This window comes from Cytobacillus kochii (assembly GCF_020171845.1).
GTDB classification, from domain to species: domain Bacteria; phylum Bacillota; class Bacilli; order Bacillales; family Cytobacillaceae; genus Cytobacillus; species Cytobacillus kochii.
Map to the genome: position 1 here is coordinate 72,573 of NZ_JAIVAM010000016.1, position 18,683 is coordinate 91,255.

At 34.3% G+C, this 18,683-nt stretch carries 15 protein-coding genes and 1 pseudogene; 10 read left to right on the top strand and 6 right to left on the bottom strand.

Annotated elements, in window-relative coordinates:
- Positions 1-20 precede the first annotated feature (20 nt).
- Positions 21-1,541 (bottom strand): fatty acyl-AMP ligase, encoded by a 1,521-nt coding sequence (locus tag LCM23_RS22830; protein WP_224938888.1) that lies wholly within the window; start codon positions 1,539-1,541, stop codon positions 21-23.
- Positions 1,542-1,616: 75 nt separating this feature from the next.
- Between LCM23_RS22830 and LCM23_RS22835 the strand changes: the two genes are divergently transcribed.
- Positions 1,617-4,613: a Tn3 family transposase gene (locus LCM23_RS22835; RefSeq protein ID WP_224938889.1), complete on the top strand. Its 2,997-nt coding sequence runs from the start codon at positions 1,617-1,619 to the stop codon at positions 4,611-4,613.
- A gap of 167 nt (positions 4,614-4,780) precedes the next feature.
- On the opposite strand, the gene LCM23_RS22840 is transcribed toward LCM23_RS22835, so the two are convergent.
- From LCM23_RS22840 to LCM23_RS22850, 3 genes are all read right to left on the bottom strand, one after another.
- A complete protein-coding gene (locus LCM23_RS22840; protein ID WP_224938890.1) occupies positions 4,781-5,830 on the bottom strand; it encodes a flavin-containing monooxygenase in 1,050 nt (349 codons plus the stop codon).
- 104 nt (positions 5,831-5,934) lie between these two features.
- The gene (locus LCM23_RS22845) at positions 5,935-8,103 is read right to left on the bottom strand and encodes a heavy metal translocating P-type ATPase (RefSeq protein WP_224938891.1); all 2,169 of its coding nucleotides are present in this window, start codon (positions 8,101-8,103) and stop codon (positions 5,935-5,937) included.
- Positions 8,096-8,479, bottom strand: coding sequence for an ArsR/SmtB family transcription factor (locus LCM23_RS22850; RefSeq protein WP_224938892.1), 384 nt, complete (start codon positions 8,477-8,479; stop codon positions 8,096-8,098). The genes LCM23_RS22845 and LCM23_RS22850 overlap by 8 nt, the downstream gene beginning before the upstream one ends.
- Positions 8,480-8,627: 148 nt before the next feature.
- Between LCM23_RS22850 and LCM23_RS22855 the strand changes: the two genes are divergently transcribed.
- The 5 genes from LCM23_RS22855 to LCM23_RS22875 all read left to right on the top strand — a co-directional run bounded on the left by LCM23_RS22855 (position 8,628) and on the right by LCM23_RS22875 (position 12,327).
- Positions 8,628-9,170: a copper resistance CopC family protein gene (locus LCM23_RS22855; protein ID WP_224938893.1), complete on the top strand. Its 543-nt coding sequence runs from the start codon at positions 8,628-8,630 to the stop codon at positions 9,168-9,170.
- A 3-nt stretch (positions 9,171-9,173) separates the two neighbouring features.
- Positions 9,174-10,271, top strand: a complete 1,098-nt coding sequence (locus tag LCM23_RS22860) for a copper resistance D family protein (protein WP_224938894.1) — start codon at positions 9,174-9,176, stop codon at positions 10,269-10,271.
- 366 nt (positions 10,272-10,637) lie between these two features.
- Positions 10,638-11,207, top strand: a complete 570-nt coding sequence (locus LCM23_RS22865) for a recombinase family protein (RefSeq protein ID WP_009336472.1) — start codon at positions 10,638-10,640, stop codon at positions 11,205-11,207.
- Positions 11,208-11,233: 26 nt separating this feature from the next.
- Entirely contained in the window at positions 11,234-11,845 is a 612-nt protein-coding gene (locus LCM23_RS22870; RefSeq protein WP_224938895.1) for a hypothetical protein, read from the top strand.
- A 44-nt stretch (positions 11,846-11,889) separates the two neighbouring features.
- Positions 11,890-12,327, top strand: a complete 438-nt coding sequence (locus LCM23_RS22875) for an RlpA-like double-psi beta-barrel domain-containing protein (protein WP_224938896.1) — start codon at positions 11,890-11,892, stop codon at positions 12,325-12,327.
- A gap of 48 nt (positions 12,328-12,375) precedes the next feature.
- Here LCM23_RS22875 and LCM23_RS22880 read toward each other — a convergent pair whose 3' ends face one another.
- Entirely contained in the window at positions 12,376-12,771 is a 396-nt protein-coding gene (locus LCM23_RS22880; RefSeq protein ID WP_224938897.1) for a DUF3888 domain-containing protein, read from the bottom strand.
- Positions 12,772-12,905: 134 nt separating this feature from the next.
- A complete protein-coding gene (locus tag LCM23_RS22885) occupies positions 12,906-13,538 on the bottom strand; it encodes a hypothetical protein (protein ID WP_224938898.1) in 633 nt (210 codons plus the stop codon).
- 628 nt (positions 13,539-14,166) lie between these two features.
- On the opposite strand from LCM23_RS22885, the gene LCM23_RS22890 reads away from it, so the two are divergent.
- From LCM23_RS22890 to LCM23_RS22905, 4 genes and pseudogenes are all read left to right on the top strand, one after another.
- On the top strand, positions 14,167-14,904 hold the full coding sequence (locus LCM23_RS22890; protein WP_224938899.1) for a membrane lipoprotein lipid attachment site-containing protein: 738 nt from the start codon (positions 14,167-14,169) through the stop codon (positions 14,902-14,904).
- A 376-nt stretch (positions 14,905-15,280) separates the two neighbouring features.
- Complete coding sequence (locus tag LCM23_RS22895; RefSeq protein WP_224938900.1) at positions 15,281-16,306, top strand: DUF3231 family protein; 1,026 nt, start codon at positions 15,281-15,283, stop codon at positions 16,304-16,306.
- Between the two features lie 40 nt (positions 16,307-16,346).
- Positions 16,347-16,739, top strand: a pseudogene (locus tag LCM23_RS22900) (hypothetical protein).
- Positions 16,740-17,239: 500 nt separating this feature from the next.
- On the top strand, positions 17,240-18,070 hold the full coding sequence (locus LCM23_RS22905) for a nucleotidyltransferase domain-containing protein (protein ID WP_224938901.1): 831 nt from the start codon (positions 17,240-17,242) through the stop codon (positions 18,068-18,070).
- Positions 18,071-18,683: the final 613 nt, after the last annotated feature.

Consider the following 18,683-nt stretch of genomic DNA (forward strand, 5'->3'; position numbering starts at 1 on the left):
TTTCCTTTCTTAAATAAATGTTAAGATCGTATATTTGAAAACCATATCTGAAGTTCCTCTTTTTCGTAAGCTTCCTTACATGCAGACCTTCGAACTTTACCACTAGAGGTTTTCAATATAGTTCCTGTCTTGATTAAATGAATAGCGTATGGTTGTATACCATATTCTTGCATTATATTTTTACGAATGTCTTTAAGTATTTGTTCTGGATTAAATCCTTTTTTAATAACCCCATTCCTAGGGCGGTAAGAACGTTCTAGCTCAGCTATGACAATAAGTTTTTCCTCATTTTTCTCTAGAATAGTAAAAGCTGCACATGCTGCAGAAGACAAACAATTAGAAGTTACCTCTACAGTTTTTTCAATATCTTGAGGGAAAAAATTTTTTCCTCTTAGAATAATGACATCCTTACTACGACCAGTTACATATAATTGACCTTGATAAAGGAACCCAAGGTCTCCAGTTTTTAAATAGTTGGTTGTTTCTTTAGGAACTCTTCCTAAGAAAGTATCTTGTTGCTCATTATTTAAATAACCTTTAGCTACGTTTTGTCCTGAAACCCATATTTCACCTATAGCTCCCTCTAAACATATGTTTTTTGTGATTGGGTCAACTATTTTAATTGTCTGATCTAATTGAGTAATTCCACAACTTACAAGAGTACTAGCATTTGTGGTAGTAGATAAAAGTTCTACTGCTTTATTTTCTTTAAGTTTTTCTAAATCAAATCTCTTAATAATAGGTTCCTTTTTTCTATCTCCTCCAGTGATTAGGAGTGTTGCTTCTGCCATTCCGTAACATGGATAAAAACTTTTCATGTTAAATCCAGCTGGTTTAAATTTTTTTGCAAAATCTATCAATGTGTCACTTCGTATTGGCTCTGCACCATTGAAAGCCACTTCCCAAGAAGAAAGATCCAATGACTCAATTTCTTGTTCTTTAATTTTTTTAATACATAATTCATATGCAAAGTTTGGACCACCACTAACTTCAGCTTTATGCTCTGATATAGCTTGTAGCCATCGAATCGGCTTCTGCAAGAAATCAAGAGGGTCCATTAATACACAGGATGTGCCTAAATATAAAGGTTGCAGCACGTTCCCAATCAACCCCATGTCGTGATATAAAGGTAACCAACCTAAAATTTTTGTATTTTGATTATTTCCAAAAGCATGCCTTATCATTTCTTCGTTAGTGATTATATTATTATGTGTAACCATAACTCCTTTTGGAGAGGACGTTGACCCAGATGTATATTGAAGAAAAGCTATCTCGTCTCCATTAATATCTAGTTGAATGTAAGAGTCAATTGGTGGCAAATCAATCTTGTCTAAAGATATACATTTAGCATCAGTCATTTCCAAATTTATTTTAGAAACAAAACTTTGTAGTTTACTAGTTGTGAAGATTACATCTGCGGAAGAATGATTCATAATACTTGTAATACGGTTTAAATTTTTGCTTAAAGTTGGTGGGTAGACTGGAATGGCAATTACTTTAGCATATAGGCCTAGTGACAGGGTAGCTGCTCTAGACCGCAAAGTATTGTTTTCATCCTCTAATCAATAGATTACACTCAAAATAGTGATTATTCTAAAGTTTGGGGAAGGATATTTATGAAACGAAATTGGAACGAAGATGAGCTTCTAGAACATTTTGTAGTACTACCCATTGAAAGAAAGCTAATTGGTAATAAAACAGGGGCAAGTCGTTTAGGATTTGCAATATTATTAAAGTACTTTCAACAAGAGGCTAGATTTCCTTCTAAGAAACAAGATATACCCAAAGTGGTAGTTGAATTTATAGCGCAGCAATTAGGGTTATCTTCAGCGCTCTTTGAGGAATATCGTTGGGGCTCAGATGAAAGAAACTTTACTTATCATCGAAAACAAATTCGAGAATTCTTCGGTTTTCAAGAACTTACAGCAAAAGATAACAAACTTTTGACAGAGTGGTTAAACGAACAAGTTCAGTTTACACATGATATCGACTATTTAAAAAGTCAGGCATACAGTCTGTTTCGTAAGTGGAAAGTTGAACCTCCTTCAAATGGAAGTTTAAAGCGTATGATCGATTCCGTCATTGACACTTTTGAAAAGCATTTATATCAATCGATTTATCAGCAGCTATCTCCTAGGACTTGTTCGAGATTAGATGCGTTACTGGAATCTTTTACTGATGAAGTAACGGTAGAAGGTTTTGAAGAAGAGTTTCAGAAGGAAAAGGAATCAGATATTTTAACTTTTCGGCAACTTTTATCTTCTCCTAGCAAACCAAGTGTAAACACCATGGAAATGGAAGTTAAAAAATTGTTAGCTATTCGGCACCTACACATTCCTCCAAGATTATTTCATCATTTGACTCCGAAATTAGTAAAGAAATATCGACTCCGTGCAGCTACAGAAACCGTAACAGAATTGCGTGCACACCCTGCATCCATTCGCTATACCCTTCTTGCCATTTTATTTTCGCATCGTCATGAAGAAGTCATTGATTATTTAGCTGATTTATTGGATGAAATTACGCTTAAATTCGGAAATAAGGCCAAAAATACAACCCGAAAAGAAGCAGTAGAAGAATTAGAAAGAGTCCAAGGAAAAAATAGACATATTGTCAATTTATTAAAAGCAACAGTAGATCACCCAGAAGGGGTCATTCAAGATACTTTATTCCCTATTGTTAGCTCTGATATGATTCGAGATATTATTAAGGACATGACAAAAAATAATCGGGAATACAAAGAAAAAATCTATACAAAAATGCATTCTTCTTACCAAGGGCATTATCGAAAGTCACTTTCTAAAATTTTAAACAACCTTACTTTTCGCTCAAATAATCAATTTCATCAGCCGATTATTAAGGCTATTCAACTCATACGAGAGTGTGGAGAAAGTGGGCAACGTTATTTTGCTGCTGGAGATGAAGTTCCCATTGAAGGTGTAATTCAGCCGAAATGGAAAGATGTTATTGTCGAGACAGACAACAAAGGGATAGAAAGAGTAAATCGAATCAATTATGAAATTGCAGTGATCCAATCGCTTCGCACTCGACTTCGGTGTAAAGAAGTTTGGATTGAGGGTGCTGATCGATATCGAAACCCAGATGAAGATCTCCCTCAAGATTTTGAAGAGAAGAAGGAAGAATATTTTCAAGCACTGAAAGCACCACTTGATGTAGAGCCTTTTATTGAAGATATTATACAGTTGATGAAAGATAAACTCCATTTATTGAATCAAGGGCTAGGAGATCATAGTAACGAAAAAGTAGCGATTACTACCAGAAATAATAAAGGATGGATTAGAGTCACTCCACTCGAAAAGCAACCAGAACCTCCACATGTGACGATGCTTAAACAGGAGATTAAGAACCGTTGGACCGATATTAACCTATTGGATTTACTAAAAGAAACAGATTTTCACACGGAGTTTACCCAACACTTTAAAACCACCGCCAATCGAGAGATTTTAGATCGAGAAACCGTCCAACGAAGGCTTCTTCTAAGTTTATTTGGATTAGGAACGAATACAGGTTTGAAAACAGTTTCTGCTGGAAACCACCTAGATAGTTATCGAGAACTTCGATATATACGCCAAAAATTTATTCATAAGGATCATTTGCGAAAAGCCAACGCCGAGGTTACCAACCATATCATCTACAATCGAATGAAAGAGGTATGGGGAGAAGCTACCACTGCATGTGCTTCCGATTCAAAACATTTTGGCTCTTGGGATCAGAATTTGCTTTCAGAGTGGCATCCTCGTTATAAGAAGCATGGAGTCATGATCTATTGGCATACAGATCGAAAGTCAGCTTGTATCTATTCTCAGCTTAAATCCTGCCTTTCTTCGGAGGTGGCAGCAATGATGGAAGGGGTTCTTCGTCACTGTACAGACATGGAGGTTGACAGAAATTATGTTGATACACACGGACAAAGTGTCGTTGCTTTTGCTTTTTGTCATCTACTTGATTTTAAGCTAATGCCACGTTTTAAAAATATCGGATCACAAAAGCTATATCGTCCAGAAGCCGGCATGAATGAGGAATATCCTCACCTTCAACAGGCTTTAAGTAGACCGATTAACTGGGATCTTGTTCGGCAACAGTATGAACAAATCATTAAGTTTGCAACTGCTCTACGGTTAGGTACTGCTTCTGCCGAATCCATATTAAAGCGATTTACAAGGGATACGAAACATCCAACCTATCAGGCTTTATGTGAATTAGGAAAAGCGATTAAAACGATCTTTTTATGTGATTATTTACACTATGAAGAGATTCGAAGGGAGATCCATGAAGGATTAAATACAGTGGAACAATGGAACTCAGTGAATACTTATATATTCTATGGGAAAAACAGTGAGATTCGTTCCAATTCTATAGAAGATCAAGAAGTGTCTGCCTTATCACTTCAATTGCTGCAAAATTGCTTAGTCTATATGAATACCTTAATGGTACAAGAAGTACTTTATGACAACAACCAATATTGGTTGAAGAAAATGACTTCAGAAGATTTTAGGGGATTAACACCTTTGTTTTATCATCATGTCAATCCATACGGAACTTTTGAACTCAATATGGACACAAGAATTCCAATAAAAATACAAGTCTCATAGAGTACCAGTAACAATGTTGTTTCAGAGCTATACACTAAGTATCTTCAAGAAAATCCCTATTAAAAAAGCTAAATTCCACGAATACGAGAGATTTAGCTTTTTTAATTATATTCTTTCAAAAACTAAACCCTAATTCACTTATCTAAAGCCCCTTGATAGACTTTATATTAATAATTCATGATTTTGGATAGATATTCTGCATCTCGATCTACACCGCAAACAAGAGCTGAACCACGATGATATTGCCAGGGTAACCCGATAAAATAAAGCCCTTTTATGCAGCTAACACCTCGTTGCTGAACAGGTTGACCATTATCAGAGATTGCACCCTCAATGTCAATCCATTTAAAAGAAGGAATGAAACCTGTCGCCCATATTATATTGTTAACTTGTTCTCTACTTTCGTCTTCAAAAATAACTTCAGTTCCATTTACCTGACTAACTAGAACTTTCTGAATTATATTTCCGTCAACGATGAACTCTTTTATTTCTTTTCCAAAGATAGGATCATTCTGATTCTGGAACCACTTACCTCGTTTAGTATCAATTCCAGCGTATAACAGTTTAAACTTCTCTAACCAATAAAAGATACTTTTACCCATTACCCTCAATGGTAGAAATTTCATTTTATGGGAAACTGCAAATAATACTTCTCTGTATTTAGCTAACTCTACAGCAATCTGCGCTCCCGAATTCCCTCCTCCTACAACTAAAACTTTTCCTTCCTGTAGTTGGCTAGGTTCTATGTACTTTGATGAGTGTAGATGCAGTACATTACTATTAAAATTACTAATTATAGGAGGTATAAATGGTTCTTGAAACGCACCAGATGCAATAACTAATTGCTTAGCGATTAATGATCTTTTACTATCTGCCGTAAAAATATGAAAATGATTTAATTCCTTTACAACTTTAATTACCTTTACTCCTAGTTTATGGGGTAAATCAAAGTGGGAAACATAAGACTCTAAATAATCTGCCATCTCATCTTTTGTTGGATAGCTTTCAGGGTTTCCTTTCATCATTAACCCTGAAAGAGAACTATACTTTTTGGGAGTAAATAATACCAAGGATTTATACCTGAACCTCCAGGAATCTCCAATGCGAGAGGAAGCATCAAGCATAATGTGCTTAATGTTTTTATGCTTCAATTTATGACTCATTACTATACCAGATTGGCCAGCACCAATTATAATTACATCATATAATTTATCCAAAGCTCATCCCCCTAAATGTCTTTTTCTAGTCTTTGCAACTATATAAACACTTTCCGTTTTCTATAAAAATAGGGCCTCCCAGAGAAACGGAAGCCCTATTTTCTTTATTCTTTTACTCGCATTAATCTTAAGCTATTTAAAGCAACCAACAAGGTAGCACCCATATCAGAAAGGATGGCAATCCATAGTGTTAACCAACCTGGGATTACTAATAATAGCGCAATAAATTTAATTGAGATAGCAAAAGCAATGTTGACTTTAATGATATTAAGTGCCTTACGACTTAGTTTTACTGTGAATGGAAGTTTCTTTAAATCGTCACCCATTAGCGCAACATCGGCGGTTTCTAACGCTGTATCTGTACCAGCTCCTCCCATTGCAATTCCTACAGTAGAAGCAGCTAGGGCTGGGGCATCATTGACCCCATCACCAACCATGGCGACATTCCCGTAATCTGATCTTAATCGTTTAATATAATCTAATTTATCCTGTGGCATTAATTCTGCTTGAATATCTGAAACGCCCACATGTTCACCTATTGCATTCGCAGTTCCTTGGTTATCACCAGTTAGCATAATTGTTTTTTTGATACCAAGTTGGTGTAATTTATGAATAACATCCTTACTTGATTCACGTACTTCATCAGCCACTGCAATAACAGCGAGTATTTCCTTTTCTGTTCCAACCACCATAGCTGTTTTTCCTTGGTTTTGTAATGTTGAAACATTTCCCTCTATTTGTTGATCAAATATATGGGTCGATAATTCTTTAAATAGTTTTGGGCTACCAATATAATAAGTAATCCCATTTACAATACCTTTAATCCCTTTACCTGTAATAGAAGAAAAGTCCTCTACTATTACTTTTGAATAATTAACATTTTCTTCTTCAGCCTTTTTCATAATCGCAGATGCAAGAGGATGTTGGGAACGATATTCCAATGCGGTAATAATAGATAAAAGCTCATTTTTATTTAATTGCTTATTCAACACATTATAATCAGTTACAGCTGGTCTACCTTTTGTTAATGTACCAGTTTTATCGAAGGCTATTGCCTTCAAGGCACCTATTTCTTCTAGATAGATTCCACCTTTTACAAGTACCCCTTTTTTCGCTGCATTACCAATAGCAGAAACTATTGAAATTGGAGTTGAAATAACCAGTGCACAAGGACAACCAACAACAAGAACAGCTAAACCTTGATAAACCCAAGTCTCCCAACTACCATCAAAGAACAACGGTGGAATTACTGCAACTAGACCTGCTATAACCATAATAATCGGTGTATAGTACTTGGCAAATTTATCGACAAATGCTTGCGAGGGGGCACGTTCCCCTTGAGCTTCCTCTACAAGATGAATAATTTTAGAAATAGTTGTATCTTCGATAAGCTTAGTTATTTTTACCTCAAGTAACCCTTCTTCATTTAAAGTCCCTGCAAATACCTCATCATCAACGTTTTTCTCAACAGGAACTGATTCTCCTGTGATTGCTGCTTGGTTAACTGCAGAATATCCATTTACAACAACACCATCCATGGCGATCTTTTGACCTGGTTTGACAATCATAATATCACCAACAATAATATCATCAACGTGGATCATTATTTCTTGTCCATTCCTTCTAACAAGTGCTTCTTTAGGAGCGATATCCATTAATGAACGAATAGATTGTCTGGCTCTATCCATAGAGAATCGTTCAAGCTCTTCACTAATTGCAAAGAGTATAACAACGACAGCAACTTCTCCCCACTCACCAATAATGGCACCACCAATAACAGCCACTGTCATAAGGGTTTTCATATCAAATTCAAATCGTAAGAGATTTTGAAAGCCGACCTTAAAAAGGGATAAGCCACCAATCATCATGGAAGCGAGAAATAGCAATGTAGTAACAATGTTTTCTTCCCCGTTTACGAAGTAAGAAAGGTAACCAAAAGCAAGGAATACTGCAGAAGTAAGTAGTGTACTATGCTTTTTGTAAAAAGGTACTTTTTCTTCTTTTTTCTCCTCTCGATTAGCTTCTTTTGGGGTATGCCGGGTAGATTTCTCTGGCTCGACTTTAAGATTTTCAAAAGCACCTGCTTTTTCTAATGCTTCTATTGAAGCATCACCATAAACAGAAATCTTAGATGCTCCAAAGTTTACCTTCGCATCCTGAACACCTGGTATGTTCTTTACATTTTTCTCAAACTTTCCTGCACAGTTTGCACAAGTAAATCCTTCAACACGATATACATTTTTATCCTCAAGTGTTTTTGCTTCGTCACTCATCTTTTGATACCTCCTTATGATGAAGATAGGCAAATTGGATAAGTTGCTTTACATGCTCATCATCAAGCGAATAAAAGACCAGCTTCCCTTTTTTCTGATGTTTTGCCAAGCCAATATTTTTAAGCAACCTTAAATGATGTGATGCTGTAGCAGTAGAAGAACCAATAATATTTGCAACATCACAAACACATAGCTCCTCCTCAATAGTTAAAGCATAGGCGATTTTTATTCGAGTAGAATCAGATAATGCTTTAAATAACAATTCCAACCCATTGACATCCTCTATCACATTTTGCACTTTATTTACTTTTTCTTCGTCAAAACAAAAAGTTTCACATGTGTCATGGCTTAAAACCTTCTTAATTTTTTGACTCATTTCCTCACCTCATTCAAATGGTCATTTGATTGTTATGTTGTTAGTTTATGTTACCACTAATAAAATGTCAAAGAAAATATTCAAATACTCATTTGAATATTTATTTTCTTTTGTTAAAATTAAATTGAAAATTCATTGGAGGTTTGTCATGATAAAAAAATCACTTGTTTTTATTATTATTTTTTTCATTTTTTTTACTAATAACACTTTTGCTCATACTGGAATAAAAAGCTCATCTCCAGAAAATGGAGAAACTATTGTTGATGAAATACAAGAAATTAAGCTGAAGTTTGATACAAAAGTTGAACAAAACAGTACCTTCACTCTAAAAACTAAAGGTGGAGATCCTATATCAATTAGGAATATTAATTTAGATGAAGAGATTATGGAAGGGACCTTAGATGAACCTCTTAATAATGGGGATTATGAATTGGATTGGAGTATAATCGGTGTGGACGGTCACCCTATAGAAGGCACTCTTTCTTTTTCAGTCAAAGTGCCAAACACTAATGAATCTGCCGATGAACAAAGTGAAAATAAGGAAGTAGATTCAAATTCATTGAATGTTGATGAACTAGATAAAGAATCTGAACCAAAAATGAGTATTAATTTTATAATACCCATCATTATTGGATTTTTGTTTTTGATTGTAATTGGAACGTTCGTTTGGCTTTTGAGGAGGAAAAAATAACTAATGTTAATTGCAGGAATCTTTAGTGAGGCTACATTGTATTTGTGCTTCTCAATTCTTCTTGGAAGCTTTATTTTATATTTAATCCCTACGAGTCTCCGTCCAAAAATTAACGTATCAAAAGGTATTTTAATGGGAGTTACAACAGGGGTAGCATTTTTATCATTTGTTCCTGTTCTGACTCTAATTTTACACTTGTATGAAGACATTGGTTTCACTCGAACCGTCCGATCTGTATTATTTACCTTTGAGGTTGGCCAAGCCTGGATATTTATCTACCTTTTTTCAACTTTATTATTTATTTTTATAGTTTGGTTTGATTATAAAAACAACCGATTATATGCCTTTATTGGAGCATTAAGTAGTTTTATCTTAATCCTTGCTATAGGATGGTCTAGTCATGCCAGTTCATTAGAACCGTTAAAGGGTTTTATAACGCATACAACACACTTTACAGCTGTTAGTGTTTGGATAGGAATACTATTTGTGGTGAGTTGGTTTTCAAAGAACTATTCCAATTGGCTAGCATTTTTAAGGTGGTATACACCGGTTGCAATTGTTTGTTTTATAGTAACTATTTTTACTGGTCTTTTTCTTATGATGTTTGTAGTTGAAATTAAAGAGTATCCCAGTTCTTGGATGTTATCTTATGGGCAAGCTTTATTACTTAAGCATTTGCTGATTATTCCTTTGTTATTATTTGCTGTAATTAACAGTTGGTTCATTAGAAAGCAGTTGAGAATAAATAGCGATTTCAACCCAAAACCTTGGGCTAGAGTAGAAAGTATTTTGATTCTCTTAATTTTTTCAGCAACAGCAGCCCTAGGACAACAAGCACCACCTCATGATATTGTGACTACTTTGAAAAGTGTTGGAGCATCCAAATTATTTACTACTTTATATCAAGGACAATATTATCCAGAAATGACTATTCACCTTGGAATAAATTTAACAAGTATATCTCTGATACTTTTTGCTTTAGTGTTCTTAGTATTATTGATTTATTCTTTCGTAAAAAAAGCTCCTGCAGCTACATCCATTATTATGGGCATTCTATTTGTCTTATCAGCTTACCTTTCATTGATGTTAAGTATCCGATAAACTTTTTTAAGTTAACATAAAGAATCCATTTTGAAGAATTATTAATCAAAGTGGATTCTATTTTAGTTCGTTTGAAGTTGTTAAATGAGTTCGATATTTATTAACTATTCTTATTCAACTTTCCACGATTGTTTAAGTGTAATACGTTACATACGTTAGTAACGCAAAATGCACCTTAAATTTCTTAATAGGATAGACATTCCCAAAAACCAGTGTTTTTGTAATGTCCCCCCATCGCCCTGTTACCCTTTGATTTTATTAAGATTAGCAGTTACCAAAAATAATTACCAAAAGTATTATCAAATACCTTTACAATAAGTGCCCCTCTAGTAAAATAAAAATATACAAGTTTATTGGAGGTTACAAATGATAATTGGTTATGCTCGGGTATCTACTATTGACCAAAATTTAGATCGGCAAATTGGTATGCTTAATGAATATGGTTGTGAAAAAATAGTTGAGGAGAAATTCACTGGTACAGTTAAAGATAGAAAAGGACTTCACCAACTTTTTGATGTCATCCGGAAAGGCGATACAGTTGTAGTGGAGAGCATCTCCCGTTTAGGACGTAAAACATTGGATATCCTCAACATTATTCAACAGTTAGAAGAGATGGGGGTGCAATTCATTTCTTTAAAAGAAAATATGGATACAAGAACCTCTACAGGCAAAGCCATGTTCCAAATGATGTGTGTCATTGCAGAATTAGAAAGAAACCTTATTGCTGAGAGAGTAAAGGAAGGACTTGAAGCAAGTAAAAGGCGTGGGAAAACATTAGGTAGACCCAAGTTGGATAAAGAAAAGCTTGCTGTTGCGCTAAGGATGTATGATAGTGAGGAATATTCCATAAAGGAGATTGTCTCGGCAACTGGAATATCACAAGGTTCCTTATACAGAGCAGTCAATAGAAGAAAGCTTGAAGAACTAAAAAAATAGGATTTTATTACTTCTCCAAAGTTACTTTGCGGTCTACAGCAGGAACCCTGTCACTAGGCCTAATAATAATATTTATATCGGCATCTTTTATCTTTACTAAAGATAGGTTTTTTACGACAAATGGCAATAGCATAGAAGATAAAAAACCGACCTTGATAGGAACTTATAATATTGGGTTAGAATATGTTCGTAAGCTTGATAAAAAGGCTGAACTTCTGCACATGAACAGTGTTGATGATAAAAAACCGAGTGGAGAAAATGGAGAAAAATCACTCTGGCAACTTCTTTTTGTATTACCTACTAAAGATCAACGGATAGGTCTTATGATTAGAGAAGGGGAGGTTGAAGAAGAACCAGTTATATTGGATGGTGCAGAAACAGGTTACCAAATAATTAAAAAAGAAGAAATTAATTTAAATACTGATGAAGCAGTATCAAGGGCTATAAATGATTTTTCGTTGAATCCTGGAGGGGAGGAGAACTTTCTCTTCAAAGGTTATCATTTTAAATTAATTAAGGACAATAACGTTTTGTTTTTAACTGTTGTAGGTGAAAAAGATGGTGAACAATTAGAGGTACATTTTGATGCGACAGAAATGAAATATACGGGAAGAACAGAACATAAAGGGGGTGAATAATAGATAATATTTTTTGAAAATTAAGAAAAAGGGGGAGTGTAAAAATGAAGAAAATTATTTTTGGTGGATTATTAAGTTTTGTATTACTATTAAGTGCTCCTTTAGGTGAGACATTAGCGGCTACCTATACCAACCAAAATGTAACTGCTTATACTGCCCCATCAGGTAGCAAAACATATCATGGGACAACTCCTACAAAATATCGAACAGCTGCTGTTCATCCTAGAATTTGCGGAAGTCCTAGTTCGGGTACTAGACTTCCATATGGAACAGTAATATACACTAGAGCAGAACTGTTTCTCCCAGGTTTTGTAAATGGATATAAAGATGACTTTTTAGTAGAAGACATGGGGCAAACAAACTGTCAAAGTAATCTTTCAGCATACTGGTTCGATATTTATTTCGGAGTTAAAAATACAACAAACAATGCGAATGCCGCACAGTTTGGAAAAAAATCAGGAGTTACTTATACTACTCATTAATTATATTTTAGAAGGGTGGCAGCCCTTCTTTTTTATTTTATGCACTTTTTATAAGTCTTTATGATTAAAATCTAACAATTTCACTCCATTGGGAGTGACTCTTAATGTTAAGGTTTCTAACCCAAGAGGCGGGTTATGCGCTCCAACGAAAGTTCGGTATTGGACTTTGACGGTAAAATCATATACTCCTTTATTAACCTCTTTTTCTTCAGGAGTCTCCCCAGGTACATTTCTTTTTATACTAATAATTTTCGCATCAAATAAATCATAGGAACGATCGGTTCCGACTTTTTCATTTATAATTTTATAAACATAAGGGTTCAGTAAAGTTAAATAAGAGTCATATAAATTCTCATTATTAATCGAGTTAACATTTGCGCTTCCTACAAGAGGTTGGGTAAATAAATATATTCCTAAGAGAGCTATTAGAATTTTTGATTTCATTTTATTACTCCTTGTACAACGAAATTAACTACCATAAAATTAACATTCCTAAATTTTTATATAAATATTCACTTGTATGCCAATTTGGGTATTTTGCAGAAATTCTCTTTTAAAAGGTTTATCTGCAGAACAGTTTAATCTTTTTTGCCCAACCAATTATTAATGGCTACTTTTACATTCGTGGTCGTGTCTTTTACTTCGTCAAAAATAAAGGACAATAAATTGAACCACGATATTTCTTCGTTGTATGGATTATTTTTACTTACATACTTCATGACACGTTTTAATTCATCCATGCGTGATTGATCGAGTTGTTCATGCAAGAATAATTTCACCATGGCATTCAATAAGTTTGCATTCCGCACGCTGGCATCTAGTAATAAAGCGGTTGCTTTGGATGGTGTGACGTCTAAGGCGTCAGACAGCTTGCGAATGTCCTCATACGTCCATTGCGTGAATCGAACCGAGACCCGTTCATTTTTAGGCGATTGATACTTTCTTTGTAGCGACTCCCTTTCCAGTTGTCCAAAGAACGTAGTATTGAAAAACTGGTAATCTCTTCTGAAATATTGAGACAAGTATTCCATGACTTTTCTCGACTGCAAACCTTTCTCGCAAAGGATTTCTACAATATCTTTTACTGGTTGATTGGTGACATAAGACAATTGATAAATACAATTTTTTAAGTCAATGGAAATCGTCGGTTTGATATCTTTTTTTTTATCTGAACGTGTTTGTCTTTTCTTTTTCTCCCCTTCTTTCAACAAAACAATCCCCTCTTTTCGCTTGGTTTGCTTTAGAACAGTGTCATAGTGTTCTAGATTTATTTCATGTATATGAGAGATAGAGAGGAGGTATGTTTAAAAAGATTCATTGTTGACCAAACTTTTAGTAAAAGAGATTTAGGGAGGAACAACCGAAATGGAATTGACCAAAAAAGAAGCAGAAGAGTTAGCGAAAAAAATACGTGAGAATAGTAAAAAACATGGTATTCCTTTGAAGCCAAAGAAAGCGAAAAAAGCAAAATAAACAGCAATCCTTTCGTTAAGGACCGCCACCTTAAGGTGGTATTTTTCTTAAGAAAAAGGTTGTTTATAAGGCAGGTTGGCGAGCGTTTTCATGCATGTTTTCATTCATTCTTTAAAAAGAACAAATCGTGCTTTATCACTGTTTGTTGACATGTATATTTCATGACCAACAAAAGCGCAAACGAAAAGCCAGTTCCCACAAGGGTTCTGGCTTTTTGCAATTGCCGATAATAAGCAGTTATGTCTACTAAAATGTATGGGTGCTGTATATTTATTTGTCAAGAAATTATCCTTTTTAATTAGACCTTTAAGCTATAATGAAATTAAAAACAGATAGGTAGATTAAAAGGATAAGGGGATTAGAAAAGTGAAAAAAGCTATATTTATTACAGTTGCTTTATTTTTGTTAACGGGGTGCGGAGATGAGGAAGGAAAAAAAAAGAAAGTAGAAGCGGGTGAAGAAGTCGTCACCGAAGTGTCCCAACCTGAAAATACCGAAAGTAAAGAAATCAAACCTGATACAAAATCAATTGAAGGGGAAACCGAAGACGGTAGAGTGATAACAGCGTATCACTGGCATGATATCGAAGCGATGCCGAAAGCGGAAACGATACTGGAAGCGGTAGAAACGATATACGGAAAAGACCGTTATTATTATGAGGATACGAAAACAAAAATAGATTTAATGAAGCATATTTTTGAACCAGATAATGAAAAGCGTGGGTTTAATTATGAAATAGATGGAAAAGAAGAAGTGGTTTTTTTCAACAATCAATTTAACTTTGATTTAGTCATTGATAATAATGTAGATATGAGAATGGAAATGATAGACTTTATTCATTATCTGAAAGAAAGTAATTTGATTTTAACGGAAGAACAATTGAGAGATAAAGGACTTGAAAGACAATTTACTTATCAAATTCGATTATTCAACGAACGATTACCAGGTGAAAATTATAGTCAGCCGTCTATTTATTGGATGGTTAAAGCATCATCTTTGCTAGAAATGGACTTCTCAAACAAAGAAGGCATTTATAAAAAAATATATAATTTCGGACAATATGAGGGACCCTATCCGAGCGTTGACGAACAAAATCAAGAATAATAAGGAGGACTAGGTGTGGATTTAAAATAAAATCGCGACGTTTGTAAAAAAGATGCGATGTTTAAAACAAAGTTGCGATATTTATAAAAAAGATGCGAAGATTTACCCCTTTGAATATGCATTGTCCGAAGAGGGATTTTATGGTAAAAAATAACATGACGATATTCAACAATCGGGCCATATTGTGGAGTAGCCTAAAGAAAAATGGATTTATAATCATAGTGAGAAGAGGTTGTGAAGTTTGTTCTTAAACTAATATATGTAGGTTAACTGAATAAAAAAGCCAAGGATAATGCTCCTTAGCTTTGTCATAATATACGGTTACTTACAAAGAATAAATCTATGCCATAAAAATATTCTTTGGAGGTAATGCAATATGACTGAACATCACACTAAACTAACTGCTTCTGAAATTGCTTCAATTTGGACTAGCTATACTCAAGATAGTATGTCCAAATGTGTTTTAGGTTATTTTTTAGAACATGTTGAAGATGAAGAAATTAGGTCTATTGTCCAATTTTCTTATGACCTTTCATCTACTCATATAGAAAAGCTAACAACCATATTTCAAGAGGAACAGATTCCAACGCCGACAGGATTTACTTATGATGATGATGTGAATATGAACGCACCTCGTCTCTATACAGACCCTTTTATGCTAACCTATATCAACCATATGGCTAAGATTGGAATGCTCGGTTACAGTGGATTTGTTTCTATGAGTGCTAGAGATGATATAAGGGCCTATTATAGAGAAGGTCTTAATGAAACATCAGAATTGTATGAGCGCAGTTCAAAAATTGCTCTTTCAAAAGGATTATTTGTTAGAGCGCCATATATTGCCTATCCAAGTAAAACAGACTATATAGACAATAAAAAATATTTAAGTGGGTTAAATCCATTTTCTAACAAAAGACCACTAAATGCAGTTGAAATATCTCATTTATTTTTAAACATTCAAACCAATATTATGGGGGCAAAGTTAGCCATTAGTTTTGCCCAAACATCACCAAGAGAAAAGATTCAACAATGGATGCTAAGAGGAAGGGATATTTCAAAAAAACACGTACAAGTATTTACACAAACACTTCTTGGTAACGATATTCAGCCACCTGTTTCATCAGATGTTGCGATTACTGATTCCACCACTCCACCATTTTCAGATAAGTTAACGATGTTTCATATGGCATTTATGAGTGCAGCAGGAACAGGAAATTATGCAACCGCAGCAGCTGCAAGTCAAAGAAGTGACCTCATCTTAAATTATGAACGCCAGTCATTAGAAATTGCTCAGTATACTAAGGATGGAGCCGATCTAATGATCAGTAATGCATGGATGGAGCAACCGCCTACCACAAAAGATAAGGACCAATTAACAAAGAAAAAAGATACTATGGAATAATTAGCCTTCATTCTAATAACAATTTGAAATGTAGGAGGTAATGAGAATGAAATGGAAATTGCTTTGGAGCATTGCTCTTCAAGCTTAGGTCAATTATTTAAACGGTAAATATGTAAAGGGTATCGTGTTATTAGTCTTAGAATTTCTAATCAATATACAAGCGAATTTTAATGTAGCGATTATCTCTAGTTTTCAAGGGGACATTTCAACAGCGATTCAAGAAACTGATTATCAATGGTTAATGTTTTATCCGTGTTTATATTTTTTTGCAATATGTGATGCCCTTAAAGATGAAGGAGGAGGAACAAAATCTTATTCATTTCTCCCGTTTGTCTTTAGTGCTTATTTCGTAACTGTAGGATTAATCTATTCCTCAACTTTAAAAATATTTGGGGTACTACTCGGACCTGTTTTTTTACCTATGCTGTTTTAGATTCCAGGAATAAGCATTGGCTTATTTATAAGAATTGTATTAACCCGTTATAAAAGGATTTAATAATGTTTTAAAAGTATTATTAATAATCTTAGGTAGGTTCGTGAAAATTAACTGTAGTGTTGTTAAAACACTAAACTCAATGTGGAGGGATGTACTTTGAATATCCTTATTCGCTTGTTTCATATTTTACTTTTTATAGTTAGAAAGGTATTCTTAATAAGTTCAAATAATTTTCATTTTAAAAACTCATTAAGAACACCTTCTTTGATATAAGTAATAAGTAAAATAAAATCTACTTCTCATTGAAAAAAAGGTGAGCATATGCTTACCTTTTTAAATTGCAGTTTTGGTCTACCACGTAATATTATTATTCAACTGCCGAAGGGTTTTCTGTAAATTTAAAAATCAGCAATGATCTTCCTCAATCGGGCGCAATTCCGGAACAAGCGTGTGCCATATTAGGGCTAGATTATTGAATAAAATTGGAGTGAAATATAATGGCAACTGTCGATAATATAATTCAAGACATAAAAGAGGAACTAGATGGACTGCCAGGTGTAGTAGGAGTTGTATTAGGTGGGTCTAGGGCAAGAGGAACTCATAGTCCAGATTCTGATATAGATATTGGAATTTACTATGATGAATCAAAAGGGTTTAATACCAATGATATAGAAAAAGCAGCGTTTAATCTTAATGACGATAAAAAAGAGCATTTAATTACTTCTTTAGGTGAATGGGGTGATTGGATAGATGGAGGTGGCTGGTTAGTTATACAGGGTTATCATGTAGATCTTATCTTTCGTGATATTAAACGAGTCAGTAAAGTTATTGACGATTGTTTATCAGGTCTAGTATCCATTCATTATCAAACAGGACATCCTCACGGTTATTTGAATGCCATGTACATGGGGGAATTAGCTGTTTGTAATGTTTTATCTGACCCTGAAGGCACGTTAAGTGAATTAAAAAAGAAAACGGAACCTTATCCCGAGAAATTTCAAGAAGCGATGATTCAATACTTTTCCTTTGAAGCTTCTTTTTCCCTGATGTTTATGGAAGCCAATGCGAATAAAAACGACATTTCATACGTGATGGGGCATTGTTTTCGGAGTATTTCTTGCTTGAATCAAGTTATCTTTTCAAAAAACAAGGTGTATTGCATCAACGAAAAGAAGGCCGTAGACATGATTCAAGATTTTTCAATAAAACCTATAAACTATAAAAAACGTATTGATGAAATTGTTTCCCTTCTTTCAACGGATAAAGATAAAATAAACCAAGCTGTAGACAACTTAAAAGAATTAATTTATGAAACTGAAGCATTATAAATCTTCCGCAAACGGGCGCGATTGTTGAGCAACACAGGTAGAAAATGATCAAACTTTTTTATAAAAACCAAACTTAAATCTGCTAAAGAAGAATCCTTTTTGATTAATCTTTTTTTCAAATGGATTCTTCTTATTTATCGTAAAATAAGGATTTGCGAGATCTTTTTGCTCAAACTTTATTTCAAAGCTACAGAATTTATCTCCCTGTTACTTTCCACTTCTCTCTGCTAAAAAGTCGGTACCTACTGCTAAATAGTTGGTATCCAAACGGTAAAGGAAGTGGGAAGTGCAGCAGGTAGTTCCGATTCAATCGTTTTTTAATCGTAAAATCAATACAAATCCAGGCTGAATCCAATACGGGTTCAGTCTTTTTCTCTTGCTCAATACCTCTCCAATCCCTTGTCCATAGCGTGTTCAAGTGGTTTTCATATCTCTTTCTATAGAGTTCGAAAGAACACGAGATAGAAGAATGAAAGTGCTGAACACTGTTAAAGTATCCGCCTAATGAAGATATAGAAGTAGCTATACGTAACTTAACAACAAATTATATAAAAGAAGAGGAAAGACAAGTAATACATAGGGTAACTACTGGTGAGAATAAATTACGTTTTTC

Bases quoted from the DNA above. Each gene is read 5' to 3' on its own strand.
- LCM23_RS22905 (WP_224938901.1), top strand. From the start codon at position 17,240: ATGGCAACTGTCGATAATATAATTCAAGACATAAAAGAGGAACTAGAT.
- LCM23_RS22855 (WP_224938893.1), top strand. From the start codon at position 8,628: ATGATAAAAAAATCACTTGTTTTTATTATTATTTTTTTCATTTTTTTT.
- LCM23_RS22895 (WP_224938900.1), top strand. From the start codon at position 15,281: ATGACTGAACATCACACTAAACTAACTGCTTCTGAAATTGCTTCAATT.
- LCM23_RS22850 (WP_224938892.1), bottom strand. From the start codon at position 8,479: ATGAGTCAAAAAATTAAGAAGGTTTTAAGCCATGACACATGTGAAACT.
- LCM23_RS22835 (WP_224938889.1), top strand. From the start codon at position 1,617: ATGAAACGAAATTGGAACGAAGATGAGCTTCTAGAACATTTTGTAGTA.
- LCM23_RS22860 (WP_224938894.1), top strand. From the start codon at position 9,174: ATGTTAATTGCAGGAATCTTTAGTGAGGCTACATTGTATTTGTGCTTC.
- LCM23_RS22880 (WP_224938897.1), bottom strand. From the start codon at position 12,771: ATGAAATCAAAAATTCTAATAGCTCTCTTAGGAATATATTTATTTACC.
- LCM23_RS22845 (WP_224938891.1), bottom strand. From the start codon at position 8,103: ATGAGTGACGAAGCAAAAACACTTGAGGATAAAAATGTATATCGTGTT.
- LCM23_RS22865 (WP_009336472.1), top strand. From the start codon at position 10,638: ATGATAATTGGTTATGCTCGGGTATCTACTATTGACCAAAATTTAGAT.
- LCM23_RS22875 (WP_224938896.1), top strand. From the start codon at position 11,890: ATGAAGAAAATTATTTTTGGTGGATTATTAAGTTTTGTATTACTATTA.